General features: G+C 72.0%; 24 protein-coding genes. 7 read left to right on the top strand and 17 right to left on the bottom strand.

Annotated features, from left to right (window positions below):
- Positions 1-30: 30 nt before the first annotated feature.
- From kdpF to ACZ4XD_RS11385, 4 genes are all read right to left on the bottom strand, one after another.
- Positions 31-120, bottom strand: a complete 90-nt coding sequence (kdpF, locus tag ACZ4XD_RS11400; protein WP_055544543.1) for a K(+)-transporting ATPase subunit F — start codon at positions 118-120, stop codon at positions 31-33.
- 325 nt (positions 121-445) lie between these two features.
- Complete coding sequence (locus ACZ4XD_RS11395; RefSeq protein ID WP_468040672.1) at positions 446-1,213, bottom strand: DUF3710 domain-containing protein; 768 nt, start codon at positions 1,211-1,213, stop codon at positions 446-448.
- A gap of 1 nt (position 1,214) precedes the next feature.
- Complete coding sequence (dut, locus tag ACZ4XD_RS11390; protein ID WP_042159747.1) at positions 1,215-1,736, bottom strand: dUTP diphosphatase; 522 nt, start codon at positions 1,734-1,736, stop codon at positions 1,215-1,217.
- Positions 1,733-2,326 (bottom strand): PaaI family thioesterase, encoded by a 594-nt coding sequence (locus ACZ4XD_RS11385; protein ID WP_235470522.1) that lies wholly within the window; start codon positions 2,324-2,326, stop codon positions 1,733-1,735. The genes dut and ACZ4XD_RS11385 overlap by 4 nt, the downstream gene beginning before the upstream one ends.
- 58 nt (positions 2,327-2,384) lie before the next feature.
- On the opposite strand from ACZ4XD_RS11385, the gene ACZ4XD_RS11380 reads away from it, so the two are divergent.
- On the top strand, positions 2,385-2,828 hold the full coding sequence (locus tag ACZ4XD_RS11380) for a DUF3093 domain-containing protein (RefSeq protein WP_468040669.1): 444 nt from the start codon (positions 2,385-2,387) through the stop codon (positions 2,826-2,828).
- Between the two features lie 20 nt (positions 2,829-2,848).
- On the opposite strand, the gene ACZ4XD_RS11375 is transcribed toward ACZ4XD_RS11380, so the two are convergent.
- The 4 genes from ACZ4XD_RS11375 to ACZ4XD_RS11360 all read right to left on the bottom strand — a co-directional run bounded on the left by ACZ4XD_RS11375 (position 2,849) and on the right by ACZ4XD_RS11360 (position 6,471).
- Positions 2,849-3,703: a hypothetical protein gene (locus ACZ4XD_RS11375; RefSeq protein ID WP_468040667.1), complete on the bottom strand. Its 855-nt coding sequence runs from the start codon at positions 3,701-3,703 to the stop codon at positions 2,849-2,851.
- 14 nt (positions 3,704-3,717) lie between these two features.
- Entirely contained in the window at positions 3,718-4,020 is a 303-nt protein-coding gene (locus tag ACZ4XD_RS11370) for a DUF4193 domain-containing protein (protein ID WP_016575747.1), read from the bottom strand.
- A gap of 528 nt (positions 4,021-4,548) precedes the next feature.
- Positions 4,549-5,811, bottom strand: coding sequence for a sensor histidine kinase (locus ACZ4XD_RS11365; protein WP_468040663.1), 1,263 nt, complete (start codon positions 5,809-5,811; stop codon positions 4,549-4,551).
- A gap of 6 nt (positions 5,812-5,817) precedes the next feature.
- Positions 5,818-6,471 carry a response regulator transcription factor gene (locus ACZ4XD_RS11360; RefSeq protein WP_006602630.1) on the bottom strand — a complete coding sequence of 218 codons (654 nt, stop codon included), beginning with the start codon at positions 6,469-6,471 and terminating at the stop codon, positions 5,818-5,820.
- 321 nt (positions 6,472-6,792) lie between these two features.
- Between ACZ4XD_RS11360 and ACZ4XD_RS11355 the strand changes: the two genes are divergently transcribed.
- On the top strand, positions 6,793-6,966 hold the full coding sequence (locus ACZ4XD_RS11355) for a hypothetical protein (protein WP_181018680.1): 174 nt from the start codon (positions 6,793-6,795) through the stop codon (positions 6,964-6,966).
- A gap of 81 nt (positions 6,967-7,047) precedes the next feature.
- On the opposite strand, the gene ACZ4XD_RS11350 is transcribed toward ACZ4XD_RS11355, so the two are convergent.
- Together ACZ4XD_RS11350 and ACZ4XD_RS11345 are read right to left on the bottom strand one after the other, a co-directional pair.
- Positions 7,048-7,893 (bottom strand): inositol monophosphatase family protein, encoded by an 846-nt coding sequence (locus tag ACZ4XD_RS11350; RefSeq protein ID WP_468040660.1) that lies wholly within the window; start codon positions 7,891-7,893, stop codon positions 7,048-7,050.
- A 45-nt stretch (positions 7,894-7,938) separates the two neighbouring features.
- Entirely contained in the window at positions 7,939-9,093 is a 1,155-nt protein-coding gene (locus ACZ4XD_RS11345; RefSeq protein WP_468040658.1) for a ferrochelatase, read from the bottom strand.
- Between the two features lie 175 nt (positions 9,094-9,268).
- Here ACZ4XD_RS11345 and ACZ4XD_RS11340 point away from each other — a divergent pair, with 175 nt between their 5' ends.
- Both ACZ4XD_RS11340 and ACZ4XD_RS11335 read left to right on the top strand, forming a co-directional pair.
- Entirely contained in the window at positions 9,269-10,543 is a 1,275-nt protein-coding gene (locus ACZ4XD_RS11340; protein ID WP_468040656.1) for an MFS transporter, read from the top strand.
- A 295-nt stretch (positions 10,544-10,838) separates the two neighbouring features.
- The gene (locus tag ACZ4XD_RS11335; RefSeq protein WP_468040654.1) at positions 10,839-12,182 is read left to right on the top strand and encodes a D-arabinono-1,4-lactone oxidase; all 1,344 of its coding nucleotides are present in this window, start codon (positions 10,839-10,841) and stop codon (positions 12,180-12,182) included.
- Positions 12,183-12,302: 120 nt separating this feature from the next.
- On the opposite strand, the gene ACZ4XD_RS11330 is transcribed toward ACZ4XD_RS11335, so the two are convergent.
- The gene (locus ACZ4XD_RS11330) at positions 12,303-13,505 is read right to left on the bottom strand and encodes a hypothetical protein (RefSeq protein ID WP_468040652.1); all 1,203 of its coding nucleotides are present in this window, start codon (positions 13,503-13,505) and stop codon (positions 12,303-12,305) included.
- 495 nt (positions 13,506-14,000) lie between these two features.
- Here ACZ4XD_RS11330 and sepH point away from each other — a divergent pair, with 495 nt between their 5' ends.
- Positions 14,001-15,065, top strand: a complete 1,065-nt coding sequence (sepH, locus tag ACZ4XD_RS11325) for a septation protein SepH (protein WP_468040648.1) — start codon at positions 14,001-14,003, stop codon at positions 15,063-15,065.
- An 83-nt stretch (positions 15,066-15,148) separates the two neighbouring features.
- On the opposite strand, the gene ACZ4XD_RS11320 is transcribed toward sepH, so the two are convergent.
- The gene (locus ACZ4XD_RS11320) at positions 15,149-15,988 is read right to left on the bottom strand and encodes a sulfurtransferase (protein WP_468040645.1); all 840 of its coding nucleotides are present in this window, start codon (positions 15,986-15,988) and stop codon (positions 15,149-15,151) included.
- A 249-nt stretch (positions 15,989-16,237) separates the two neighbouring features.
- Between ACZ4XD_RS11320 and ACZ4XD_RS11315 the strand changes: the two genes are divergently transcribed.
- Entirely contained in the window at positions 16,238-17,023 is a 786-nt protein-coding gene (locus ACZ4XD_RS11315; protein WP_468040643.1) for a VOC family protein, read from the top strand.
- 50 nt (positions 17,024-17,073) lie between these two features.
- Here the strand turns inward: ACZ4XD_RS11315 and ACZ4XD_RS11310 are convergent, their stop codons facing one another.
- The 4 genes from ACZ4XD_RS11310 to ACZ4XD_RS11295 form a co-directional block, all read right to left on the bottom strand.
- Entirely contained in the window at positions 17,074-17,739 is a 666-nt protein-coding gene (locus ACZ4XD_RS11310) for a thymidine kinase (RefSeq protein WP_468040641.1), read from the bottom strand.
- A 67-nt stretch (positions 17,740-17,806) separates the two neighbouring features.
- Positions 17,807-18,997, bottom strand: a complete 1,191-nt coding sequence (locus ACZ4XD_RS11305) for an alkaline phosphatase family protein (RefSeq protein WP_468040638.1) — start codon at positions 18,995-18,997, stop codon at positions 17,807-17,809.
- Complete coding sequence (locus ACZ4XD_RS11300; RefSeq protein ID WP_006602644.1) at positions 18,997-19,587, bottom strand: DUF5998 family protein; 591 nt, start codon at positions 19,585-19,587, stop codon at positions 18,997-18,999. Before ACZ4XD_RS11300 ends, ACZ4XD_RS11305 begins: the two co-directional genes overlap by 1 nt.
- A gap of 38 nt (positions 19,588-19,625) precedes the next feature.
- Positions 19,626-22,610, bottom strand: a complete 2,985-nt coding sequence (locus tag ACZ4XD_RS11295) for a bifunctional acetate--CoA ligase family protein/GNAT family N-acetyltransferase (RefSeq protein ID WP_468040635.1) — start codon at positions 22,608-22,610, stop codon at positions 19,626-19,628.
- Between the two features lie 207 nt (positions 22,611-22,817).
- Here ACZ4XD_RS11295 and ACZ4XD_RS11290 point away from each other — a divergent pair, with 207 nt between their 5' ends.
- Entirely contained in the window at positions 22,818-23,099 is a 282-nt protein-coding gene (locus ACZ4XD_RS11290) for an HPr family phosphocarrier protein (RefSeq protein WP_026170334.1), read from the top strand.
- Positions 23,100-23,419: 320 nt separating this feature from the next.
- Here the strand turns inward: ACZ4XD_RS11290 and ACZ4XD_RS11285 are convergent, their stop codons facing one another.
- Positions 23,420-24,109, bottom strand: coding sequence for a GntR family transcriptional regulator (locus tag ACZ4XD_RS11285; protein WP_468040632.1), 690 nt, complete (start codon positions 24,107-24,109; stop codon positions 23,420-23,422).
- Positions 24,110-24,242: the final 133 nt, after the last annotated feature.

Genomic DNA, 24,242 nt, shown 5'->3' with positions numbered 1-24,242 from the left:
TGGCCCGCCGCGGCAGCAGCAGTCGACACCTCAGAACCTCTCCGGGAAGACGAGGGCGAGGACCAGATAGCCGAGCAGGGCGACGGCCACGATCAGGCCGACGATGTTTTCGGCGGTCACAGCTTCGCCACCCCCTTGGCGACGAGGGCCACCAGCGCGAAGACCGCGATCGTGACGACGACGAAGGCCACGTCGGCCATCGTGTGCTCCTAGAGGGACGGGGCGGACAGGACCCCTAGAGCAAAGCGCCGCTCGCGCCCCTTGTGACCGCTGTTGACGCCTCCCTTACGGCCATTAGCGCTCCATTGACGGCTTTCTTACGCACCACGACCTGACCTGCACAAACGGAAGGGCCCGCACCCCCCATCGGGGAGTACGGGCCCTGGTGACCGTCATGTTCCGGCCGTCCCCGGGCGCCTGCGCGCCGCCCGGCCGCCGGGTGGGGTCAGCGGATCTCGGTGATCTCCGGTCCGCGCTCCAGACGCTCCACACCGCCGCCGAAGCGCGACTGCTCGACCGGCTCCTGCTGCACACCGTCCGGCACCATCTGGGCGTCGTCCGGCAGCTTCAGGACGATCGGGTCGCGGGGCGCCATCGGGGCATCGCCGCGGATGATCACGGTGTCCCGGAAGATGTGCTCCAGCACGCCAGCGGCCTGCGGCTGCACCGCGCCCTGGCCGGAGATCACACCGCGCAGGAACCACCGGGGGCCGTCGACGCCGATGAAGCGCACGACCTGCACCCCGTTGGTGCCGTCCGGCAGCTGTACGGGTACCTGGGCACGCAGCTCCCAGCCCAGCGGGCCCTCGACCTCGTCGATGACCCCGCCCTGCTGGGTGATGCCGGCGGCGATCTCCTCGCGGACCTCGCCCCAGATCCCCTCGTTCTTGGGGGCGGCGAAGGCCTGTAGCTGTACGGCGCTGTCCTGAAGCACCACGGTCGCGGCGACGATGGCGTCACCGGCGACCTCCACCCGGAGTTCCATGCCCTCGACACCGGGCACGAACAGCCCGCCGAGGTCCACCCGGCCCTCGCCGGGCTCGGAGACCTCCGACGCGTCCCAGGGACCGTCGGGACGCGGCGCGGGCGGAAGGCTGAGCCGCTGCTGCTCCGCCTCTTCCTCGTCGGCGTCGCTCACCGCTCGCTCGTCGGCGAGCGTGGTGTCCTTGGCCGACTCTTCAGGAGCCTCGTTCTTCTTGCGACGTCCGAACACGTCACTGTCCTTCCCGGTCGGCACCGACCGATGCGTATTCATTCCCGCCCGTGGAGCCGCCCACCGCCGCATGACCGCCGGTGGAACCGAATCCCCCCTCGGCCCGCGCCGAGCCGGGAAGTTCCGCCACCTCGTGGAAGCGCACCTTCTCGACCTGCTGGACGACCAGTTGGGCGATCCGGTCGAATCGTTCGAACCGCACGCGCTCGCGCGGGTCCAGATTGACCACGATCACCTTGATCTCTCCACGGTACCCGGCATCGACCGTCCCGGGGGCATTCACCAGCGCCAGTCCGCACCGCGCGGCCAGCCCGGACCGCGGGTGCACGAAGGCCGCGTAGCCGTCGGGCAGCGCGATCGACACCCCGGTGGGCAGCACGGTGCGCTCCCCCGGCGCCAGCTCGGCGGCCTCGGTGGTCACCAGATCCACGCCCGCGTCGCCGGGATGTCCGTACGACGGAACGGGCACGTCCGGATCCAGCCGGCGCAGCAGCACATCTACCGGATTCCGTACCTGACTCACGGGTTCACCTCGAAGGCACGCGCTCGTTTGACCTGGTCCGGGTCGGCCATCGCCGCCTGGATCTCCTCGGTCCTGCCGTTGTCGATGAAGTGGTCGACCTTCACCTCGATGAAGACGGCTTCGGCACGCACCGCGACCGGGCCGTCCGGGCCGCCTATGCGCCCCACGGCCGTCGAGTAGATCTTTCTGCGGTGTACGGCGGTGACCCGCGCGTCGAGGTGCAGCACGGTGCCCAGGGGGACCGGCCGTACGAAGTCGGTCTCCAGGCGGCCCGTCACCGCGATCACCCGCAGCAGCCAGTTCAGCGAGCCGAGCGTCTCGTCCAGCGCGGTGGCCAGCACTCCGCCGTGCGCCAGACCGGGCGCGCCCTGGTGGGCCTCCTTGACGGTGAACTCGGCGGTCACGCTCACGCCGTCCCCGGCCCGCGCCTCCAGGTGCAGACCGTGGGGCTGGCCGGTGCCGCAGCCGAAGCACCGGTCGTAGTGCGCGCCGAGGAGTTCTCCGGGTGCCGGCGCCTCGGCATGCCGGACCGGAGCGACGGCGTCCGTCGGTGGCGTCAGCCGCGCCCTGGGTTCGTCAGTTCCACTCACGAGTGCAGACCCTACCCGCGCGCGTAGCGGGCCCGCGCCGCCGTGCCAAGCTGGAGCCATGCAGTCGTACGAAGAACGTCTCACCGCGCCCCGGTCCTGGTGGGTGATCGCCGCGCTGACCGGCGTCGCCTGTGCCCTGATGCTGCTGCCCCTGGGGACGCTGCCGATGCTCGGCGGGCTGATCGGCGGCGCGGCGCTGGCCGCGGTGGGCGTGAGCGGGTACGGCTCGGCGCGGATCCGGGTGGTGGGCGGTGCGCTGATCGCCGGCGACGCGAAGATCCCGGCGACGGCGCTGGGCGAGGCCCGGGTGCTGGACGCGGACGAGGCGCTGGCGTGGCGTACGCACAAGGCCGACGCCCGGGCGTTCATGCTGCTGCGCGGCTATATCCGTACCGCGGTGCGGGTGGAGATCACCGACCCCGAGGACCCGACGCCGTACGCCTATCTCTCGACGCGGGAGCCGGAGCGTCTGGTGGCGGCGCTGACGGCCGCACGCGGCTGACCTGCGGTTTCCGGCTCGTATCAGGCGCCCGGCGGGAGCGGGGGCCGGCCGGGGTCCGCGTCGTCCGTGCCGGCGGCCGGGGCGGAGTCGGGGAGCGTCTCCCAGGGGACCTGCTTCGTGCGCAGGTCCTTACGGACCTTGTCCGCGAGCTTCCGGGTGTCCCTGCGGTTCATGAACGCGCCGACGGAGGCGCCGATCATGAACGGGATGAGGTTGGGGAGATTGCGCAGCGTGCGCTTCATGATCTGCTGGCGCAGTTCGCGCCGCATCTGCATGCCGAGGGCGAAGTTCAGCGAGGTCGGTTTCGCGATATCGATGCCCCGCTCCTCGGTCCAGGCCATCAGATAGGCCATCCCCCGCTGCCGGAAATTGCCCGGCGGCCGCAGGCCGTAGACCTCGTGCAGCTCGGCGATCAGCTTGATCTCGACCGAGGCGACGCCGGTGACCTCGGCGGCCAGCTCGGCCGGCATGGCGGGCGGTACGGGCAGCATCGCGGCCGCGCCGACGCCCGCTCCGACGGTGGCGGTGCCCTTGCAGGCGCCCGCGACGAGCTTGTCGGCCAGGTCCTCGGGGGTCAGTCCGGGGAACTGGGCGCGCAGGGTGGCGAGGTCGCGGACCGGAATCCGCGGGGCGAGGTCGATGATCCGGTCGGCGATCACGGCGAGCCCTGCCCGCACCCCGACGCCGGCACCGCGACCGAGCACGGCCGCGAGCGAGGCCGTGCGGCCTCGCCCCTTCAGTGCACCGGTCGTCCGCTCCGCGGGGAGGGCGGTCGGGTCGGCGGGCGCGGGCGCGGTTTCCTCGCGTGATGGTGCGCCGGCCGCCGGTCCTTCGGCGCCCTTGGGTCCCTTACGGAACGGGTTCACGCCTGCCACGGCGCAGACCGTTCTCAGGCCGCGCAGTCGCGGCAGATCGGGTTGCCGTTCTTGTCCTCGGCGGCCAGCTGGCTGCGGTGGTGGACCAGGAAGCAGCTCATGCACGTGAACTCGTCCTGCTGCTTGGGCAGCACGCGCACCGCGAGCTCTTCGTTGGAAAGGTCCGCGCCCGGCAGCTCCAGGCCCTCGGCCTGCTCGAACTCGTCGACGTCGACGGCCGAGGCGGACTTGTCGTTCCGCCGCGACTTCAGCTCTTCAATGCTGTCCTCGTTGAGGTCGTCGTCGGTCTTGCGTGGGGTGTCGTAATCCGTAGCCATTTTCGCTCTCCCCCTCTGGGTGTCTGCGGTGTCTCAGCGCTCGTAACGCGTGAGAGGCCGGACTTGTGCCCGACCTGAGGCGGAGATTTTGCCTCACATCAAGGTCTGTTACTCAATCGACACCCAACCGCACCCCTGAAGAGGTGATCGGTTTGGATGGCGATCAGGACCGTACACGGTCCGAAAGTCGCACCTCGCGCAGCCCACCACCTGTACTTCCCGTGATCTGACCCCCCGGAAACCCGGACTTCCCCGGCATTCCGACGGGTATTTTGATCACGGAGCGTAGATGGCTGGAATTTCGCGGCTGTGAGGGATCACACACGCAAAGACCGGCAGGCGGACCGGTTCAATTCCGCGCAAAGCGAACTCGGGGCGAAGGATCCACGCCGACCCCCCTTCTCGTCAAACCGGGAGGCGAGGCGGCATACGGCCGCGAGAGGAGCGATCGTACGCACAGATGTCCGATGCCTGCTCACGGGGGCGTACAGGGGCTCCAGCAGGCGTACAACCGCGCTCCGGCCTGCGTCAGAGCGGGAGGACGACCCGCATGATCAGCCCGCCGCCCTCACGGGGCTGCGCGGTGATGCTCCCGTCATGAGCCCGCACCACCGACCGCACGATCGACAACCCCAGACCCACACCCTTGTCACTACCGGTGCGCTCGGTCCGCAGCCGCCGGAACGGCTCGAAAAGATTCTCCACCTCATACGCCGGCACCACCGGCCCCGTATTGGCCACCACCAACACCGCACACCCCGGCTGCGGCTCGGTGACCACCTCCACCCAACCCCCCTCCGCCACGTTGTAGCGCACCGCGTTCTGCACCAAATTCAACGCAATCCGCTCCAACAGCACACCATTCCCCTGCACAAACACCTGCTGCCGCACCCCACGCAACTCCACCCCCTTGGCATGCGCCTCCTCCCGCGTCTGATCCACCGCCTGCGCCGCCACCTCCGCCACATCCACCGGCTTCTTGTCCACCACCCGGTTCTCACTGCGCGCCAGCAGCAACAACCCCTCCACCAACTGCTCACTGCGCTCATTCGTCGCCAACAACGTCTTACCCAACTGCGCCAGCTCCGGCGACGCCGCCGGATCCGCCAGCTGCACCTCCAACAACGTCCGATTGATCGCCAACGGCGTCCGCAACTCATGCGACGCATTCGCCACAAACCGCCGCTGCGACTCAAACGCCCGGTCCAACCGGTCCAGCATCTGATCGAACGTGTCCGCCAACTCCTTCAACTCATCATCCGGACCACCCAACTCGATCCGACGATGCAGATCCGAACCCGCCACCCGCTGCGCCGTCCGCGTAATCCGCCCCAACGGCGACAACACCCGCCCCGCCATCGCATAACCAAAAGCGAACGCCACCACCGTCAGGCCGAGCAGGGCCAGCAGGGAGCGGTTGAGGAGGCTGTTGAGGGCCACCGCCCGCTGATGCTGAAGACAGCTGTTGACGGCCTCCTGGAGCAGCTGCCCGGACGTCTGGGTGGGCAGGTCACAGATGTCGCTGGTCGACTCGAACTTGCCGCCGAGGATCTTCAGCGGCAGCGCACTGCCGTCGTGCAGCGCGTCAGCGGCCAGCATGTAGATGATCGTCAGCAGCACGATGCCGGCCATCAGGAACATGCCGCCGTACAGCAGCGTCAGCCGTATCCGGATGGTCGGGCGCAGCCACGGGAAGGGCCGGACGTTGACCGGCCGGGGGTCCCAGGTGGGCTTGGGCGGAGTGGCCGGCGGCGGGCCGGCCGTCTTGGAGAACGAGGGCAGGGAAGGCATCGCCGGTCAGATCCGGTATCCCGAGCCGGGGACGGTGACGATCACCGCGGGCTCGCCGAGCTTGCGCCGCAGGGTCATGACCGTGACCCGGACGACGTTGGTGAACGGGTCGGTGTTCTCGTCCCAGGCCTTCTCCAGGAGCTGCTCGGCCGAGACGACCGTGCCCTCGCTGCGCATCAGGACCTCCAGCACCGCGAACTCCTTCGGTGCGAGCTGGACCTCCTTGCCGTCGCGGAAGACCTCGCGCCGGTTGGGGTCGAGCTTGATCCCGGCCCGCTCCAGGACGGGCGGCAGCGCGACGGTCGTACGCCGCCCCAGGGCCCGCACCCGCGCGGTCAGCTCGGTGAAGGCGAACGGCTTCGGAAGGTAGTCGTCCGCACCGATCTCCAGGCCCTCGACGCGGTCGCTGACGTCGCCGGAGGCGGTGAGCATCAGGACACGGGTGGGCATCCCCAGCTCGACGATCTTGCGGCAGACATCATCGCCGTGGACGACCGGCAGGTCACGGTCGAGGACGACGACGTCGTAGTCGTTCACCGCGATCCGTTCCAGAGCGGCAGCGCCGTCGTAGACCACGTCGACCGCCATGGCCTCCCGGCGTAGTCCGGTGGCCACCGCATCGGCGAGCAGCTGCTCGTCCTCGACGACGAGAACACGCACGTCGCTAGTCCTTCCTCAGGGCCCTTACGGGCGGGTACAACTCTGTCCGAAAGCTCTTCCATCCTGCCCCGAAGAGCCGTAAACCGGCGGTAAGAGGGGTGTGGGGTGGCCGGCGGGCGGGGCCGGGGGCCGGACGGTCAGGATTCCTGGGCGGGTTGAGGTTTTGCTGAGGTGGCGGGTGGGGAGGACGACTGCACACCCGCGATCACGCCCTGTTTCTTCGGCTACTTGCCATGGACTGCTCCATCGCAGGGATCACGCCGTGATCGACCCACCCGTCGGCACACCCCGTGCCCACCGACCCACGACGAGGGGGCGCACATGGACGCTTTCACCGCAGGCATTTTGCAGCGCATACAGAACACCGAAGCCGATCTGGACCGGGCCCGTGCTGCGGGCGATGACTTCCTCGCCGAGGTCGAGCAGGCAGAGCTTGAAGATCTTCAGCGGCTGGCGAACGAGCACGGTGTGCGCCTGGGAGCGGTCAGCGCCTGACCGCTCCGCCGCGTATGACGACAGCGCCCCGGCATCCAGGGGATGGTGCCGGGGCGCTGTCGTGCCCGGACGGGCGTCCGCTCAGTCGTGCCAGGCGCCGAGCTCGTCCAGCAGCGGCTGGAGCTGCGCGAAGAGCTCCGGCGAGGCGGCGAGGGTCAGCTCCAGGGCGGCCTCCCGGCCGGGGCGGCCACCGGTGAGCGCACCGGCCTCGCGGGCGATCAGGGCGCCGGCGGCCAGGTCCCAGGGGTTCAGGCCGCGCTCGTAGTAGGCATCGAGCCGGCCGCAGGCCACATCGCACAGGTCGATCGCGGCCGAGCCGCCACGCCGGATGTCACGGACCTGCGGCACCAGCGTGCGCAGCACCTCGGCCTGGGCCGCCCGGCGCTCGGCGAGGTAGGAGAAGCCGGTGCCGAGCAGTGCCTGGGAGAGCGGCGGGGCGGGCCGGTGCCGGATGGGCTCGCCGTTGTTGAACGCGCCACGGCCCAGGACGGCCTGGTAGGTCTCACCGCGCATCGGGGCGGCGACGACCCCGACGACCACCTCGCCGTCCTTCTCCGCCGCGATGGACACGGACCAGGACGGCAGGCCGTAGAGGTAGTTGACGGTGCCGTCGACGGGGTCGATGACCCAGCGGACGCCGCTGGTGCCGTCGGTGCTGGCGCCCTCCTCCCCCAGGAAGCCGTCGTCGGGGCGGTGCTCCCCGATGAAGCCGGTGATCAGCTTCTCGGAGGCGATGTCCATCTCGGTGACGACGTCGATGGGGCTGGACTTGGTGGCGGCCACGCCCAGGTCGGCGGGCCGGCCGTCGCGCAGCAGTGTCCCCGCGCGGCGGGCGGCCTCCAGGGCGATGTCGAGCAGTTCGTCGTACAGCGCCGCGGTCTGTGCCGGGTCGGTCTGCGGGGCGTCGGAGTGCTGCTGATCGGGCACGATGCTCCTTGCTCGGACGAGCGGTGGTCGGGCGGGCGTACGGGCTTACGCGGGGGCCTCGGCGACCGGGCCCCGCCAGTCGGCGCCGGCCGCCGCCGGGCGCGCCGCGCGCGCGGGGCAGCAGCCGACCGGGCACAGGTCGTGGCTCGCGCCGAGGGCCCCCAGGGCGCAGCGCTCCGGGGTGTCGCCCCGTTCGGCGGCCGCGCGCTCCAGGAGGAGGTCACGGACGGCCGCGGCGAAACGGGGGTCGGCGCCCACGGTGGCCGACCGGGCGACCGGCAGTCCCAGTTCGGCGGCCTTGGCGGTGGCCTCGGTGTCGAGGTCGTACTTGACCTCCATGTGGTCGGAGACGAACCCGATGGGGGCCATGACGACGGCGGGGACGCCCGCGGCGTGCTGCTCCTCCAGGTGGTCGCAGATGTCCGGCTCCAGCCACGGGATGTGCGGGGCGCCGCTGCGGGACTGGTAGACGAGCCGCCAGGGGTGCGCCACCCCGGTCTCCGCGCGCACGGCGTCCGCGATCGTCCGCGCCACGTCCAGGTGCTGGGCGACGTAGGCGCCGCCCTCGCCGTCCCGGGTGTGGTCGCCGGGGGTGCCGGAGGTGTCGGCGGCGGCGGTGGGGATGGAGTGCGTGGTGAAGGCGAGGTGGGCGCCGTCCCGTACGTCCTGGGGCAGTCCGGCGAGCGACGCCAGTACCCCGTCGATCATGGGGCGGAGGAAGCCCGGGTGGTTGAAGTAGTGCCGCAGTTTGTCGACCTGCGGCACCGGCAGGCCCTCGGCCCGCAGGGCGGCGAGCGCGTCGGCGAGGTTCTCGCGGTACTGGCGGCAGCCCGAGTACGAGGCGTAGGCGCTGGTCGCCAGGACGGCGATCCGGCGGTGGCCGTCCTGGACCATGGTGCGCAGGGTGTCGGTCAGGTAGGGCGCCCAGTTGCGGTTGCCCCAGTAGACGGGCAGATCCAGGCCGTGTGCGGCGAAGTCGCTGCGCAGCGCGTCCAGCAGCTCCCGGTTCTGGGCGTTGATCGGGCTGACGCCACCGAACAGGAAGTAGTGCTGACCCACCTCCTTGAGACGCTCACGGGGGATGCCACGGCCACGGGTGACGTTCTCCAGGAACGGGACCACGTCGTCGGGGCCTTCGGGGCCGCCGAACGACAGCAGCAGCAGGGCGTCATAGGGGCTGGGATCACGCTGTTCGGGCATGCCATCGATCCTGCCACCCTTCCCACGGGGGCGAGGGGCAGGCCCCGGCACGGGCCCGGCCGGCGGCTCCCGCGCGCCCCGAAAACCGGAGGCGGCCAGCGGACACCGCCCGTAAGCTGTATCGGCTCAAGACATCCCTTACCGATCTTCGGTCCTCACCGGCGGAGCATCCTCGTTGCCCAGTCCCTACCGCGCCATCTTCGGCCGCCCCGGCACCAAGTCGTTCTCCGCCGCCGGACTCCTGGGCCGGATGCCGCTGTCCATGATGGGCATCGGCATCGTCACGATGGTCTCCCAGCTCACCGGCCGCTACGGCCTGGCGGGCGCGCTCTCCGCGACCCTCGCACTGTCCGCCGCGGTCCTCGGCCCGCAGATCTCCCGGCTGGTGGACCGGCACGGGCAGAGCCGGGTGCTGCGCCCGGCCACCCTGGTCTCGATCGCCGCGGTCGCCGGTCTGCTGCTGAGTGCGCAGCAGCGCTGGGCGGACTGGCTGCTGTTCGTCTTCGCGGGCTGTGCGGGGTGTGTGCCGAGCGTCGGCTCGATGATCCGGGCGCGCTGGGCGGAGATCTACCGGGGCTCCCCGCGCGAGCTGCACACCGCGTACTCCTGGGAGTCGATCGTCGACGAGGCGTGCTTCATCTTCGGGCCGATCCTGTCCATCGGCCTGTCCACCGCGTGGTTCCCGGAGGCCGGACCGCTGCTGGCCGCCGTCTTCCTGGCCGCCGGGGTGTTCTGGCTGACGGCCCAGCGGGCCACGGAACCGGTGCCGCATCCGCGGGAGCAGCACACCAAGGGGTCGGCGCTGCGCTCACGGGGGCTGCAGGTGCTCGTGGTGACGTTTGTGGCGACCGGCGCGATCTTCGGGGCGATCGATGTGGTGACCGTGGCCTTCGCCGAGGAGGTCGGGCACAAGGCCGCGGCCAGCCTGGTGCTGGCGGTCTACGCCCTGGGCTCCTGTCTGGCCGGTGCCGTCTTCGGGCTGCTGCACCTCAAGGGGCATGCGTCGCGGCGGTGGGTGGTGGGGGTCTGCGCGATGGCGGTGAGCATGGTGCCGCTGCAACTGGTGGGCTCCCTGCCGCTGCTGGCCGTCGCGCTGTTCGTCGCGGGGCTGTCCATCGCCCCGACGATGGTGACCACGATGGCGCTGATCCAGGAACATGTCCCGCGGTCGAAGCTGACCGAGGGCATGACCTGGACCAGCACCGGTCTGGCGGTGGGCGTCGCGCTGGGTTCGTCGGCGGCCGGCTGGGTGGTGGACGCCGCCGGTGCCGCCCGGGGCTATCTGGTGCCGGGGGCCGCCGGTCTGCTCGCCGCGCTGGTGGCGTTCGCCGGCTACCGCAGGCTCCGTCCGCGGCCCACCCCTCCGGTGGCGGGCCCGGCCGTGGCCGGCGGGCTGCCCGGCCGGGACGGACCGGCCGCGGAGCGGCAGGACGAGGAGCGCGTCCCGTAGGGGCGGTCCCGTAGAGCTCGCCGGCCCGGCCGTTATGGCGGAGCTCGGACCGGGCCCGGCCGTCAGGGCGACGCCCGGGCCCGATCGGGCCGTTCCGGCGCACGGCGTGAACAGGCCCCGCCCGCTTGCCTGTTACCGGCGGTACGACATGCCCGGGAGCCGGTCGATTCCAGCCGGTTTCCCGCCCCTGTGATTCCCGTCACCCCACCCGGATGTCGTGTCGGTGACTGACATCATGCGCTCACACCAAGGCGGCCGTACGCGGCCGACCCGCGCGCAGGGAGGGGACGTCACCATGGCAGTCAGCAACGCCGTCGACGGCTCGGGAGGACGGGGGCCGACCACCGGGACCTGGCGCAACTGGGCGGGCAATGTCACCGCCCGCCCCACCCGGAGCGTGGCCCCGGCGAGCACCGAGGAGCTGGCGGCCGCGATCCGCGCCGCCGCCGCGGACGGGCTGACGGTCAAGGCGGCCGGCACCGGCCACTCCTTCACCCCGGTGGCCGCCACCGACGGACTGCTGATCCGCCCCGAGCGGCTGACCGGGGTCCGTACGGTCGACCGCGAGGCCGGGACGGTGACGGTCGCGGCCGGTACACCGCTCAAGTACCTCAACGCGACGCTGGCCGCGTACGGACTGTCGCTGACCAACATGGGCGACATCATGGAGCAGACCGTCTCCGGGGCGGCCGCCACCGGCACCCATGGGACGGGCCGCGATTCCGCGTCGATCGCCGCCCAGATCACCGCCCTCGAACTGGTCACCGCCGACGGCTCGGTCCTGACCTGTTCCGCCGACGAGAACCCGGAGATCTTCACCGCGGCGCGGCTGGGCCTGGGCGCACTCGGCGTGATCAGCGAGCTCACCTTCGCCGTGGAACCGGAGTTCCTGCTGACCGCCCGCGAGGAGCCGATGCCCTTCGACGAGGTGACCGGCCGGTTCGACGAGCTGGTCGCCGAGAACGAACACTTCGAGTTCTACTGGTTCCCGCACACCGGCAGCTGCAACACCAAGCGCAACAACCGCAGCCAGGGCCCGGCGGCGCCCCCCGGGAAGGTCAGCGGCTGGATCGAGGACGAGCTGCTGTCCAACGGGGTCTTCCAGCTCGCCTGCACCGTCGGGCGGGCCGTGCCGGCCGCCATAACGGGCATCGCCAAGATCTCCAGCCGCGCGCTGTCGGCCCGTACGTACACCGACATCCCCTACAAGGTGTTCACCTCGCCGCGGCGGGTGCGGTTCGTGGAGATGGAGTACGCGCTGCCCCGCGCGGCCGCGGTCGCGGCGCTGGGTGAGCTGAAGGCCCTGGTGGAGCGCTCCGACTTCAAGGTCAGCTTCCCGGTGGAGGTGCGCACCGCGCCGGCCGACGACCTTCCGCTGTCCACCGCTTCGGGCCGGGACACCGTGTACCTCGCCGTGCACATGTACCGGGGAACGCCGCACCAGGCGTATTTCGCGGCCGCCGAGCGGATCATGACGGCACACGAGGGGCGCCCGCACTGGGGCAAGCTGCACACCCGCGACGCCGCGTATCTCGCCGACGTCTATCCGCGGTTCGGTGAGTTCACCGCGCTCCGCGATCGGCTGGACCCGGAGCGCCGGTTCGCCAATCCGTATCTGCGGCGGGTCCTGGGGGACTGACCGGCGACGAAGGCCGCGCCCCGGCACCCGTAGGGGCACCGGGGCGCGGCCTTCGTGGGTCCACCCGACCGGGCGGCCCGTCCGTCGGGACGGACCCACCGGGGTCAGCGGACAACAGGGTCAGGAGGCGCCGGGCTCCGGGGCCTGAGGGGCGGACTCCTGCTGGCCGTCCCGGCCTCCCTGGTCCTCGCCGCCGGTCGAACCGTCGCCGCTGCCTGCGCCACCGTCATCGGTGGACTCGCTCGGGGACGGGTTCGGGGACGAGGGCTCGCCGCGGTCCGACGACGCCTTGTCGCCGTCGGACGGGCTCGGGGCCGGCGACGGGGAGTCGCCGTCCGTTCCCTTGCCGGTGCCGTCGTCCTCCGACGTGCCCCGGTCCGGGCCGGGCTCACCGCTGTTGCCGTGCTGCCTGCCCTTCTCCGGGGAACCGGGGTCGGGCGACTTCGGCGTACCGGGCTGCTGCCGGCCCCCTCCCCCGGTCTGGGTGAGGTGGCTCAGCGTGGTGCCCTTCTCGCCGCTCGGCGTCTGCCCGGTGATCAGCTCGGTACCGGTGACCACCCCCATGGCGAGCACGAAGACCGCGAGCGCACCGAGCGCCGGCCGCTTCCAGCCGCGCAGCCGGGTGCCGTACGTCGCGGTGCTGAGCTCCTCGGGCGGTCCGGCCGGGTGCCGCGCGGACCGGCCGGCCGGGTGGGCGGGCGCCCGGCCCGGGGCCATGGTCCGCTCGTCGAGGCGCGGCACCAGCTGCGTGCGGTCGGCGGGCCGCTCCCGGCCCGCGCCGTCCGCCGTGCGCGGGGCGCCGATCCCGCCGTGGCCGGTGGGCCACAGCATCCGCGTCGCGTCGTCGGACGGCGGGTCCGGGTGGGCGCTCGCCGGATCACGGCGGCGGGCCTGCTCGGCCCGCGGGATCAGCTGGGTACGGGCCGTGTCGCGCCCGGTTGTCCTGGCGGCGACGGAGGTGACCTCGTCCTCCGTGCCCTGCTTGTCGAAGGTCGGCAGCACCATCGTGGAACCGGCCTGCCGAGCGTGCGGTGCGGTGGATCGATTTCGGGTGGCGGAGGAGCGGCGTGGCTTCGGCCGGGTCGTGACCGTCGCCTCCTTGATCTGTTCGCCGGTGCGCCGGAACAGGTGGTGGAATATCGAGCCGCCGGTCGTGGCCACGACACTGACCAGACCCGCGCCGATGATGGTTCCGTAGACGCCGAGCCGGCCCGCGAGGTACGCGGCGACGGCCGCAGCGAGCGCGCTGCCGGCAACCTGAGCGACGCTCAGGTCTATCCGCTTCTCCTTCTTCTTCGTGTCGGTTTCGGTTTCTTCGTCCATCTCCAACCTTTGATAGCCCCTTCGATCCATCTTGCATGGAGAAGTGACCATTCGGCGGAGCCATTGGTTCCGATTTTGGGGAATCTGTGAAACTCGCCACCTGAGCACCAGGTAGAGAGGTCGACAAGACGACCGAACACCCTTGCCCGCCCAGAAGTTCGGCGGCGCGGCGGTCCACCTAAGTGGTCCAAATGGAGTACTGTGGCGAGCCCTGGCCCCGGTTCCCGTCCGGCTGCCCGGAACCCGCGGGAGGGGCCCTGAAGGCGGCACTCACCCGGGGTGCCGCCGCTCGGCACGGGTGCACGGCGACAGGCAAGGGGCACGGTCACTGAGCGTGGCGAACAGGTAACCGTGTCATAACGGCGTTTCAGGGCCAAGCCCCGACACGCCGGGCAACTCGGCAATGTTGTGGCAGGCTGCACCCGGGCAGGCCACACTCGACTAGCGGAAGCAGCGACGCACGTGACGTCGGCAGGCACCACCCGGGAGGTCCCCATGCCCGAACTGCGTGTCGTGGCCGTCTCCAACGACGGCACACGGCTGGTGCTCAAAGCTGCGGACAGCACCGAGTACACGCTTCCGATCGACGAACGGCTGCGCGCCGCCGTCCGCAACGACCGTGCGCGGCTGGGCCAGATCGAGATCGAGGTCGAGAGCCATCTGCGCCCACGGGACATCCAGGCGCGTATAAGAGCAGGTGCATCCGCGGAAGAGGTCGCCCAGCTCGCCGGCATCCCCGTCGACCGGGTGCGCCGCTTCGAGGGCCCGGTGCTCGCCGAGCGTGCGTTCATGGCCGAGCGGGCCCGTAAGACCCCGGTGCGGCGCCCCGGCGAGAACACCGGCCCGCAGCTCGGTGAGGCGGTCGCGGAGCGGCTGCTGCTGCGCGGTGCCGACAAGGACAGCGTCCAGTGGGACTCCTGGCGCCGGGACGACGGCACCTGGGAGGTGCTGCTGGTCTACCGCGTCGCGACCGAACCGCACTCGGCGAGCTGGACCTACGACCCGCCGCGGCGGCTCGTCCAGGCCGTGGACGACGAGGCGCGGGCCCTGATCGGCGAGAGCGACGACACGCCCGAGCCGAGCTTCCCGTTCGTGCCGCGGATCGCGCGGCTGCCGCGCGACCGGCCGCTGGACCGCGCCCTGGACCGGCAGACGTCCGAGCGCGGCGAGCGCGCGGCGCAGTCCGGTGGTGAGGACGACGAGCCGCGGGTCGTGGAGGAAGCCACCGGTGAGCGGGAGCGGGATTCGCTGACCAGCCTGCTGGAGGCGGTGCCGAGCTTCCGTGGCGACATGGTCGTACCGGAGAGCACGAAGTCGCCGCAGAGCGATGAGGAGTCCGAGGCCGAGGTCGAGGAGCCACCCGCTCCGGCGGCGAGCGCGGGCGCGGGTTCCGCGTACGCCGATGTGCTGATGCCGCGCGCGGTGGCCGGCCATCGTGACCGGCTGACCGGGACGACGGACCGGCAGGCCGAGGCGGACGGTGTGCGCCCCGGACGCCGTGCCGCGGTGCCCAGTTGGGACGAGATCGTCTTCGGCACCCGGCGCAAGAAGCCGGAGTAACGGGGCCGCGGTCCCCCAGCGCGTCACCCCGTCCGCCCGTGTCCCGGTTTCCCGGGGCGGGCGGACGGGCGTGCTACGGAGGCTCAGCCGGGCTGCGGGCCGGTGGCGACCGGACGGGACGGGTCGGCCGACCACTCGCTCCAGGAGCCGACGTACAGCGCGGCGGGGATGCCGGCGACCGCGAGGGCCAGCACCTGGTGGGCCGCGGAGACCCCGGAACCGCAGTAGACGCCGACCTCGACGTCCGCGGTGGCACCCAGCGCCGCGAACCGCTTGGCCAGGTCCGCGGCGTCACGGAAGACGGTGTCGCCCTCGACGACGTTCTCGGTGGTCGGCGCGGACACGGCGCCCGGGATGTGGCCGGCGACCCGGTCGATGGGCTCGACCTCGCCGCGGTAGCGCTCGGCGGCCCGGGCGTCCAGCAGGAGGCCGCGGCGGGCCACGGCGGCCGCGTCGTCCGCCGTGAGCAGCGGCAGCGCGCCGGGCAGCGGCGTGAAGTCACCGGCCGGCGGGGCCGGTTGTTCGGTGCTCAGCGCGCCGCCGGCCGCCTGCCAGGCGGCGAGACCGCCGTCCAGCACCCGCACCTCGGGGTGACCGGTCCAGCGCAGCAGCCACCAGGCGCGGGCGGCCGCCCAGCCCTGGCCGCCGTCGTAGACGACCACGGGATGGTCCGCGCGGACCCCGGCGGCCCGCATGGCCCCGGCGAAGACGTCGAGGTCGGGCAGCGGGTGACGGCCGGCCGGGCCGGGGGGTGCGGCCAGTTCACTGTCGAGGTCGACATAGACCGCGCCGGGTACATGGCCGGCCGCGTACTCGGGGCGGCCGGGCGGCCCGCCGAGCTGATAGCGGACGTCCAGAAGCACCGGCGGGGCGGGCCGCGCCAACTCGCTCGCGAGTTCGGTAGCGGTGATGATGGCATTCATAGGACTCATCCTTGCGTAGCGACGACTACGTACAGAAGGTGGGTGCCCACCCTCCGTATGGCGCAGTTACACCCTGCCGTAACTCCGCTGAAACGGCTGGGGAACCCTAAAACGGGCATTCTCCCTCGCGAACGTGTCATGGACGGCGCGGCCGGGGCGCACACGAGGTCACCGGGTGCGAGCATCTGCACGGGACCCGCGCCCGTACCGCACATGGTCAGCACCCGACGCTCCGAGGAGAGAGTGACAATGACGACCGAGGCAGCGACCCGGCGGATGCCCGGCGCGCCCTGCTGGGTGAGCCTCCTGGCCCACAGCCTGCCCGTGACGCAGGAGTTCTACGGGGCGCTGTTCGGCTGGGAGTTCCGTCCGGGACCGCAGCATTTCGGTCCGTACTCCCGGGCCTTCCTCGACGGCCGGGAAGTCGCCGGGGTCGGCGAACTGGCGCCCGACCGCCATCTCCCGGTCTCCTGGACCACGTATCTGGCCAGCGACGACGCGGATGTGACCGCCGAACAGATCCGTTCCTGCGGTGGGACGGTGGGCGTCGGACCACTGGACGCCGAGGACGACACGGGGCGGATGGCGATCGCTTCCGACCCGCAGGGAGCGATCTTCGGTGTCTGGCAGGGCAGATCGATGATGGGCACCGCGTTCACCGGCGAGCCGGGCACCGCGGTGTGGAACGAGCTGGTCACCCGGGACACCGCCGCCGTCGGGCCGTTCTACGAGCATGTCTTCGGTCTTGAGGCGGAGCCCCTGTCCCCGGACGACTCCGCCGACTTCGACTATCTGACGCTGCATCTGAAGGACCATCCGGTGGCCGGCATCCACGGGGTGGGCAGCGCCCTGCCACGTGACCGGGGCTCCCACTGGATGACGTACTTCGCCGTCTCCGATACGGACGCGGCGGTCCGCCGGGTGACCGAGCTGGGCGGGCATGTGCTGGACGGCGCCCACGACTCCGCGCACGGCAGGCTGGCGACCGTCTCCGACAGCGAGGGTGCCGTCTTCACGCTCATCCAGCGGCACTGAGGGCCGGTCACCTCATCCGCCGGAAGCCGGCTCCCGTTTGCCGGCTGCTGCTACCTCGCCTGGTCGACCGGCAGGACGTCCGGGGAGAGCGCGACCGCGCGGGCGGACGCCGAGGTCTGGCGGCGGCGGTGGTGACGCCGGCACAGCACCTCGTAGCCGACCTCGGCCGGTGGGCCGTCGGCGTCACCGACGACATCGCCGACCACGACCTGGGCGCCCTCGACGACCATCCGGTTGCCGACCGTGCGGGCGTTGTGCGTGGCGCGGGCGCCGCACCAGCACAGCGCCTCGACCTGAAGCACCTCTACCCGGTCGGCCAGTTCGACCAGGCGCTGGGATCCGGGGAAGAGCTTGCTGCGGAAGTCGGTGCTGATGCCGAAGGCGAAGACGTCCAGTTCGAGGTCGTCGACGACCCGGGCGAGCTGGTCGATCTGTTCGGGGGCGAGGAACTGGGCCTCGTCGGCGATGACGTAGTCGACCCGGCCGCCGGAGGAGAGATGGCCGACGACATGCGCGTAGAAGTCCAGGTCGTCCGCCGCCTCCACGGCCTCGGTGACCAGACCGAGGCGGGAGGAGAGCTTGCCGTGGCCCGCCCGGTCGTTGCGGCTGTAGATCATTCCCTGGAGTCCGCGGGACGAGCGGTTGTGCTCGATCTGCAGGGCCAGTGTCGACTTGCCGCAGTCCATCGTTCCGGAGAAGAACACCAGCTCGGGCATGGTGAGTTGCGGGCCTTTCGGGCTCGTGAGGGGGGCGGGGCGGCGGACGGGCGAGCGGCCGTACGGGTCAGGTGCGGACTTCCAGGAGCGGCACCAGCTGCTCCACCGGGGTCATGGAGCCGTGCATCCCGACCATCTCCGACTCGCGGGGCTCCCGTTCCGTCGCGATGATCACCATATCGGCGTGGGCGGCGGCGACGACATCGCCGATCCGGGCACGCACCCGGTCGTCGACCCGCGGCCCGAACCACCCCGCGGCGATGGCCTCTTCGCGGCTGGCCACCCACATCTGCTCACCGACCACCTCGCGCCATACGGCGAGCACATCGGCGGCCGCGCCCGGGTGGGCGTACACATGCCGGGCCCGGCCCTCGCCACCCAACAGGCGTACGCCGGCACGCAGTTCCCAGTCCTCGTCGAAGTCGATCCGCGACTCGGGGTCGAAGGGGATGTCGATCATGCCGTGGTCGGCGGTGATGTAGAGGGCGCTGCGCGGCGGCAGCTGCTCGGCCAGCCGCTGGGCGAGCCGGTCGACGTACATCAACTGGCCGCGCCAGGCGTCGGAGTTGACGCCGTAGCGGTGCCCCTTGCCGTCGACCTCGGAGTAGTACGTGTAGACCAGCGAACGGTCACCGGCGGCGAGCTGTTCGGCGGCCAGGTCCATCCGCTCCTCGCCGGAGAGCCGGCCGTGGAAGGTGCCGCCGCTGAGGGCGACCTTGGTGAGCGGGGTGTGCTGGAAGTTCGGCGCGGAGACCTGGCAGGTGTGGATGCCGGCGGCGTCCGCGAGCTGGAAGACCGTCGGATACGGCTGCCAGACATGGGGGTCGGTCCACGGGTACCAGCGCAGCTGGTTCATCAGGGCGCCGGTCGCCGGGTCCTCGCAGGTGTAGCCGGGCAGACCGTGGGCGCCCGGCGGCAGTCCGGTGCCGACCGAGGCGAGGGAGGTGGCGGTGGTGGACGGGAAGCCCGCGGTGAGCGGCCGGCCGCTGCCGTTGAACGACGTGCCCAGGAGCGAGGTGAGGAACGGTGCCTCCTCCGGGTGCGCACGCAGCAGCTCCCAGCCGAGGCCGTCGATCAGGAAGACACAGGCACGGTCGGCGGCCGCCAGCTCCATCGCGCCCGCGAGGCCGGGTATGCCCAGCCCGGTGGCGAGGGTGGGCAGCAGATCGGCGAGGGAGGCGGTGCCGTATCGGGGTACCGGGGCGCTGAGCGGGTCGAGCGGTTCGGGTTCCGGCCAGACGGGGGCGGTGTGGACCATCAGCGGGTGGTGGTGGCCGCGGTGGCCTCGGAGAGCGCCTGGGCGAAGGTGAGCGTCTCGCGCACCGAGTCCGGGCCGTCCCCGGCCTCGCTGACCCGCAGCGAGAGGTCGTCGGCGGTGGAGGAGCCCGTGTAGCCGTGGTCCGCCTCGCAGTTGGGGTCGCCGCAGGCGGCGGGCTCCAGGTCCAGGCGGGCGACCGCGCCCCAGCCGATGGTCAGCACGACCTCGCGGGGCAGCTGGCCCGGGGTGTACGACTCCGGGTTGGCGACGACCCGGCTGAGCACCACGGAGGAGATCCGGCCCAGCTTGACGGACTCGGTGGAGGTGGTGGCGTACGGCGACGGGGAGGTGGCGTCGGCGGCCTGCTCGTCGGTGTGGCTGACGATGAAGCGGGTGCCGGTGAGGACCAGGACCGTGACATGGCGGCGGACCTCGTTGGCGTCGAAGGTCGTCTCTTGGTGGACGAGGTACGACACCACCGGCTCACCGCCGACCGCGGCCTGCACCGCCTCGGCCACGAGCGTCGGGTAATAGCCACTGCGCTCGATCGCCGCGCGCAGCCCCTGGGTCGTCGTACCGGTCTTAGCCATGGAGTCCATCTTACGGGGCGTACCGGGCCGCGAGAGCCTCAGTAGACGGGCAGCCGGCGGGGGCCGAGGTCGGTGGTGGCGGGGGGCCTGGCCAGCCGGACGGTCGCACCGAGGACGGACAGCCCGTGGGCTGCGACGACGACCGGTTCGAGGTCCACGCCGACCACCTCCGGGTGGTCGTCGACGAGCCGGGAGACGCGCAGCAGCAGCTCCGCCAGGGCGGCTGTGTCCACGGGCTGGGAGCCGCGCCAGCCGAACAGCAGCGGGGCGGCGCGGATCGAGCGGATCTGCTCGGCGACCTCGCGGTCGGTGGCGGGGATGAGGCGGTGGGCGATGTCGCCGAGCAGCTGGGAGGGCGCCCCGGCGAGGCCGAAGGAGAGGACGGCTCCGGCGGCCGGGTCGATGGCGGCCCGGACGACCGTGTCCACGCCGCGCGGCACCATGGACTGGACGACCGGGCGCAGCTCCTCCGGGGAGCCGAGGTAGTCGGTCAATTCGGCGTAGGTACGGCGGAGTTCGGCCTCACCGGCGATGTCCAGGCGTACGCCGCCGAGATCGGGGCGGTGGCGCAGATGGGGCGCGGTGGTCTTGAGGGCCACCGGATAGCCGAGGCGGGCGGCGGCGCGGACGGCGGTGTCCGGGTCGGGGGCCGGGAGGACGGGGCGGGTGTGGATGCCGTAACGGGCGAGCAGGGCCTCGGCGTCCTGGGGCGGCACCGGGACGGAGCGGCCACTGGGGACGTCGGGGGTGAGCCGGTCCAGGAGACGGTCGATGTCGGCGCCGGCCTGGGCCTCCTGGATGTCGTCGTACTCCGGCACCCGGCCCGGGTCGGCGGCCTCCCGGCGCCAGGCGGCGTAGCGGACGGCCTCGGCGAGCGAGCGGACGGCGCGCTCGGCGGCGGGGTAGGCGGGGATCCGGAGGGGCTCCCGACGGGGGCGGCGCGGGGGGTCGGTCTCGGCGTCGCGGGCCGGGGGCGCCTGGCGTGCGGTGAGCGTGGGCGGCGGGCCCGTGGGGACCGGGGGGCGTGGGGCGCGAGCCGGGGCGGGCGGGACGGACGGGGGCGCCGGGGCCGGGTCCGCGGGGCGGGCCGCCGGCTCGGGGTCGCCCCCGACGGGAGCCGGGGACTCGGCCGGTGGGGCCGGTGCCGCGAGCGCCTCCGCCAGGTCGTCCATCGCGAGGTGGACGACCGTGACCGGCTTCTGCGGGTGGGCGGTCGCGGCGGTGCGCAGGGCGTCGGCGAGCGCGGCGCCCTCGCTGCTCCCCGGGGAGACAGCGGCTCCCTCCCCCACCCAGGGGATGGCCGTGACGACCACGGCATCGCAGCCGTCGGCGGCGAGCGCCTCGGCGAGCGCGTCCCGGAAGTCGTCCGGTGTCGCGGCGGAGGCCAGGACGCGGGGGCGCTGCGGGCGCAGCCCCTCGGTCAGGCAGGCGTCGTAGGCCAGCAGGGCCAGCGACTCGGAATTGCCGAGGATCGCGATCCGCGGGCCGGCCGGCAGCGGCTGGGAGGCCAGCAGCAGCCCGGCGTCGATCAGCTCGGTGACCGTGTCGACGCGGATCACACCGGCCTGGCGCATCAGGGCGGCGACGGTGCTGTCGGGGACCCGGACGGTGGGCACGGCGTGGCCGGGAGGGGCGGTGCCGTTGTGCCGGGCGCCCTTGGCGACCACCACCGGTTTGACGGCGGCGGTGCGGCGGGCGAGGCGGGCGAATTTGCGGGGGTTGCCGATGGACTCCAGATAGAGGATCACGACATCGGTGTCCGGGTCCTCGTACCAGTACTGGAGCAGGTCGTTGCCGGAGACGTCGGCGCGGTTGCCGGCCGAGACGAAGGCGGAGACACCGGCGATCCCGCCGTCACCGGGGCCGCGCGCATGCAGTCCGCTGAGCAGGGCGATGCCGATGGCGCCGGACTGGGTGAACAGGCCGATGTGGCCGGCGCCGGGCATCCGCGGGGCGAGCGAGGCGTTCAGCCGGACGTCGGGGGCGGTGTTGATCAGGCCGAAGGCGTTGGGTCCGATCAGCCGCATGCCGTACGACCGGGCCTGCCGGAGCAGGTCGCGCTGCCGCTCCCGGCCCTCCGGGCCCGCCTCCGCGTACCCGGAGGACAGGACCAGCACGCCCTGGACCCCGTGCTCGCCGCAGTCACGGATCACCTCGGGGACGCTGTCCGCGGGGACGGCGATGACGGCGAGGTCGACCGGGTCGGTGATCTCCCGCAGGGCGCGGACGGCCGGCACGTCCTCCGGGTCGAGCCGTCGCAGGCCCTCGGGGAAGGCGTGGTTGACGGCGTGCACCCGGCCCGTGAAGCCGGAGTCCACGAGGCTGCGCAGGGCGGTACGGCCGACACCGCCGGGGGCCCGGCCGGTGCCGATGACGGCGACCGAGCCCGGCGCGAGCAGCCGCTGCACGGAGCGGGCCTCGGCGCGCTGCTCGCGGCCGCGCATCACGGCCATGGACTGCTCGGTCGGCTCCAGGTCGAACTCGAGACGGACCACGCCGTCCTCGAAGGTGCGCTTGTGGGTGTAGCCGGCGTCCGTGAACACCTTGATCATCTTGGAGTTCGCGGGGAGCACCTCGGCGGCGAACCGGCGGATGCCGCGTTCGCGGGCGACCGCCGCGATGTGCTCCAGGAGGGCGGAGGCGACTCCGCGGCCCTGGTGGGCGTCCTGGACGAGGAAGGCCACCTCGGCCTGGTCGTCCTCGGGGTCCTTGGCGGGCAGTCCCTGGTCGTTGATCCGGTCGTAGCGGACGGTGGCGATGAACTCGCCGCCGACCGTGGCGGCGAGCCCGACCCGGTCGATGTAGTCGTGGTGGGTGAAACGGTGCACATCGCGGTCGGACAGGCGGGGGTAGGGCGCGAAGAAGCGGTAGTACTTCGATTCGTCCGAGACCTGCTCGTAGAAGGAGACCAACCGCTCGGCGTCGTCGGGGGTGATGGGGCGGATCCGCGCCGTGCCGCCGTCACGCAGCACCACGTCGGCTTCCCAGTGGGTCGGGTATGCGTGCTCCGGCGGCGTCTGCATGCGGACAGCGTACGACCGGCCACCGACAACCGACCCGGCGCGCGTACGCTCGGGGTGCGGGGCGGGCTGCGCCCCGTAGGACGTACGGCCTGCCGGGCCTCCCAGGGGTCTCACGGCCGCGCAGGCCGGAACGCAGGGCCGGCGGACCACACCCGGCAGCGTGAGAGACTGGTCTAGACAACTGTCACGACTTTGAAGGGCAACACCATGGCAGAGCGCCGCGTCAATGTCGGTTGGGCCGAGGGCCTGCACGCCCGCCCCGCGTCGATCTTCGTCCGTGCGGCCACCGCCTCCGGCGTCCCGATGACGATCGCCAAGGCTGATGGCAACCCCGTCAACGCGGCCTCCATGCTCGCGGTCCTCGGGCTCGGCGCCCAGGGCGGCGAGGAGATCGTGCTGGCCTCCGACGCCGAGGGCGCCGAGGCGGCACTGGACCGTCTCGCCAAGCTCGTCGCCGAGGGTCTCGAGGAGCTCCCCGAGACCGTCTGAGTCCGCCAGGACTTCTGCCGCATACGGCGGCCCCGCAGTGGTGACCGGATCGGTTGCCGCTGCGGGGCCGTTTCGCTGCGTGCCTTCCCGTTGCGGGAGGGATACGGGGAATTCCGGGGCGAGCGCCATCCGGGAGCGATGGCGGCCGATATCCGGGAGCCACCCGAAAAAGCGCACACCATTAAGCGCACGCGGCGCCGATAAAAAATCGGCATACCAAATGCAGGATCGCGGCATGGCAATTGCAGGCCCGGATCGAATAACGCACCGCCGCGCGCCACGGCTGCCGAATTCGCGCCTCTTTGTATACGGGGCGATTGTTAAGGGCGGACGCGTGCCGTGTTGACGGGTCGTTTCGGATCCCTCACCTCGGGGGCGGCGGGACGACGCAGCCGGTAGACGGGGAGCGAGCGCTCGACATGAGCCGCCATCAGGGCGCGCGCCCGTTCCGCGTCCCCCCGGGCCACCGCGTCCAGCACCGCGCCGTGTTCGTCCCAGGACTCGCTTACCCGGGACGGCAGTTCCACCGTGTACATCCACTCGATCTTGCGCCGCAGCTGGGTCAGCAGCGCCGTCAGGCTGGGGCTGCCGACCGCCTGGGCGAGCGTTTCGTGGAACCAGCCGTCCAGTTGGCGCAGATCCGCCAGGTTGCCGTGACGGGCTCGCTCGCGGCCGAGGCGTACCAGGCCGCGGAGCACCTTGAGGTGGGCCGGGCTGCGGCGGGCGGCCGCGCGGGCGGCGCCCAGCGGCTCCAACAGGGCCCGGATGTCCAGGAGGTCGGCGGCTTCCTGCTCGGTGGGTTCGGCGACGCAGGCACCCGCGTGGTGGCGGGTGGTGACGAAGCCCTCGGACTGAAGGGTGCGCAGCGCTTCGCGCACCGGCACTCTGGAGACGCCGTAACGGGCCGCCAGGATCTCCTCGATCAGCCGGCTCCCCGGCGCCAGCGCACCGGAGACAATGTCGTCGCGAATCGCCGTGCACACCGCATGCGCGGAAATATGGCCTCGCATCTTCCGTGCCTCCGCCGTAATCCCCTGGAAACGCCGCCGGTCGGCGGCTTTTCCGTGACTCTATTCGACTGGCACGGCTTTTCCGACGGCGTCCGGTTATTCATGGATAATTTTTGGCCGGAAGTCGCGGCCA

This window comes from Streptomyces sp. NPDC029466 (assembly GCF_055574515.1).
The sequence above is the reverse complement of the archived record's forward strand: the minus strand, read 5'-3'. Positions and strand labels throughout refer to the sequence as shown.

Bases quoted from the DNA above. Each gene is read 5' to 3' on its own strand.
- ACZ4XD_RS11380 (WP_468040669.1), top strand. From the start codon at position 2,385: ATGCAGTCGTACGAAGAACGTCTCACCGCGCCCCGGTCCTGGTGGGTG.
- ACZ4XD_RS11370 (WP_016575747.1), bottom strand. From the start codon at position 4,020: ATGGCTACGGATTACGACACCCCACGCAAGACCGACGACGACCTCAAC.
- ACZ4XD_RS11365 (WP_468040663.1), bottom strand. From the start codon at position 5,811: ATGCCTTCCCTGCCCTCGTTCTCCAAGACGGCCGGCCCGCCGCCGGCC.
- ACZ4XD_RS11355 (WP_181018680.1), top strand. From the start codon at position 6,793: ATGGACGCTTTCACCGCAGGCATTTTGCAGCGCATACAGAACACCGAA.
- ACZ4XD_RS11345 (WP_468040658.1), bottom strand. From the start codon at position 9,093: ATGCCCGAACAGCGTGATCCCAGCCCCTATGACGCCCTGCTGCTGCTG.
- ACZ4XD_RS11335 (WP_468040654.1), top strand. From the start codon at position 10,839: ATGGCAGTCAGCAACGCCGTCGACGGCTCGGGAGGACGGGGGCCGACC.
- ACZ4XD_RS11330 (WP_468040652.1), bottom strand. From the start codon at position 13,505: ATGGACGAAGAAACCGAAACCGACACGAAGAAGAAGGAGAAGCGGATA.
- sepH (WP_468040648.1), top strand. From the start codon at position 14,001: ATGCCCGAACTGCGTGTCGTGGCCGTCTCCAACGACGGCACACGGCTG.
- ACZ4XD_RS11320 (WP_468040645.1), bottom strand. From the start codon at position 15,988: ATGAATGCCATCATCACCGCTACCGAACTCGCGAGCGAGTTGGCGCGG.
- ACZ4XD_RS11315 (WP_468040643.1), top strand. From the start codon at position 16,238: ATGACGACCGAGGCAGCGACCCGGCGGATGCCCGGCGCGCCCTGCTGG.
- ACZ4XD_RS11310 (WP_468040641.1), bottom strand. From the start codon at position 17,739: ATGCCCGAGCTGGTGTTCTTCTCCGGAACGATGGACTGCGGCAAGTCG.
- ACZ4XD_RS11305 (WP_468040638.1), bottom strand. From the start codon at position 18,997: ATGGTCCACACCGCCCCCGTCTGGCCGGAACCCGAACCGCTCGACCCG.
- ACZ4XD_RS11300 (WP_006602644.1), bottom strand. From the start codon at position 19,587: ATGGCTAAGACCGGTACGACGACCCAGGGGCTGCGCGCGGCGATCGAG.
- ACZ4XD_RS11295 (WP_468040635.1), bottom strand. From the start codon at position 22,610: ATGCAGACGCCGCCGGAGCACGCATACCCGACCCACTGGGAAGCCGAC.
- ACZ4XD_RS11290 (WP_026170334.1), top strand. From the start codon at position 22,818: ATGGCAGAGCGCCGCGTCAATGTCGGTTGGGCCGAGGGCCTGCACGCC.
- ACZ4XD_RS11285 (WP_468040632.1), bottom strand. From the start codon at position 24,109: ATGCGAGGCCATATTTCCGCGCATGCGGTGTGCACGGCGATTCGCGAC.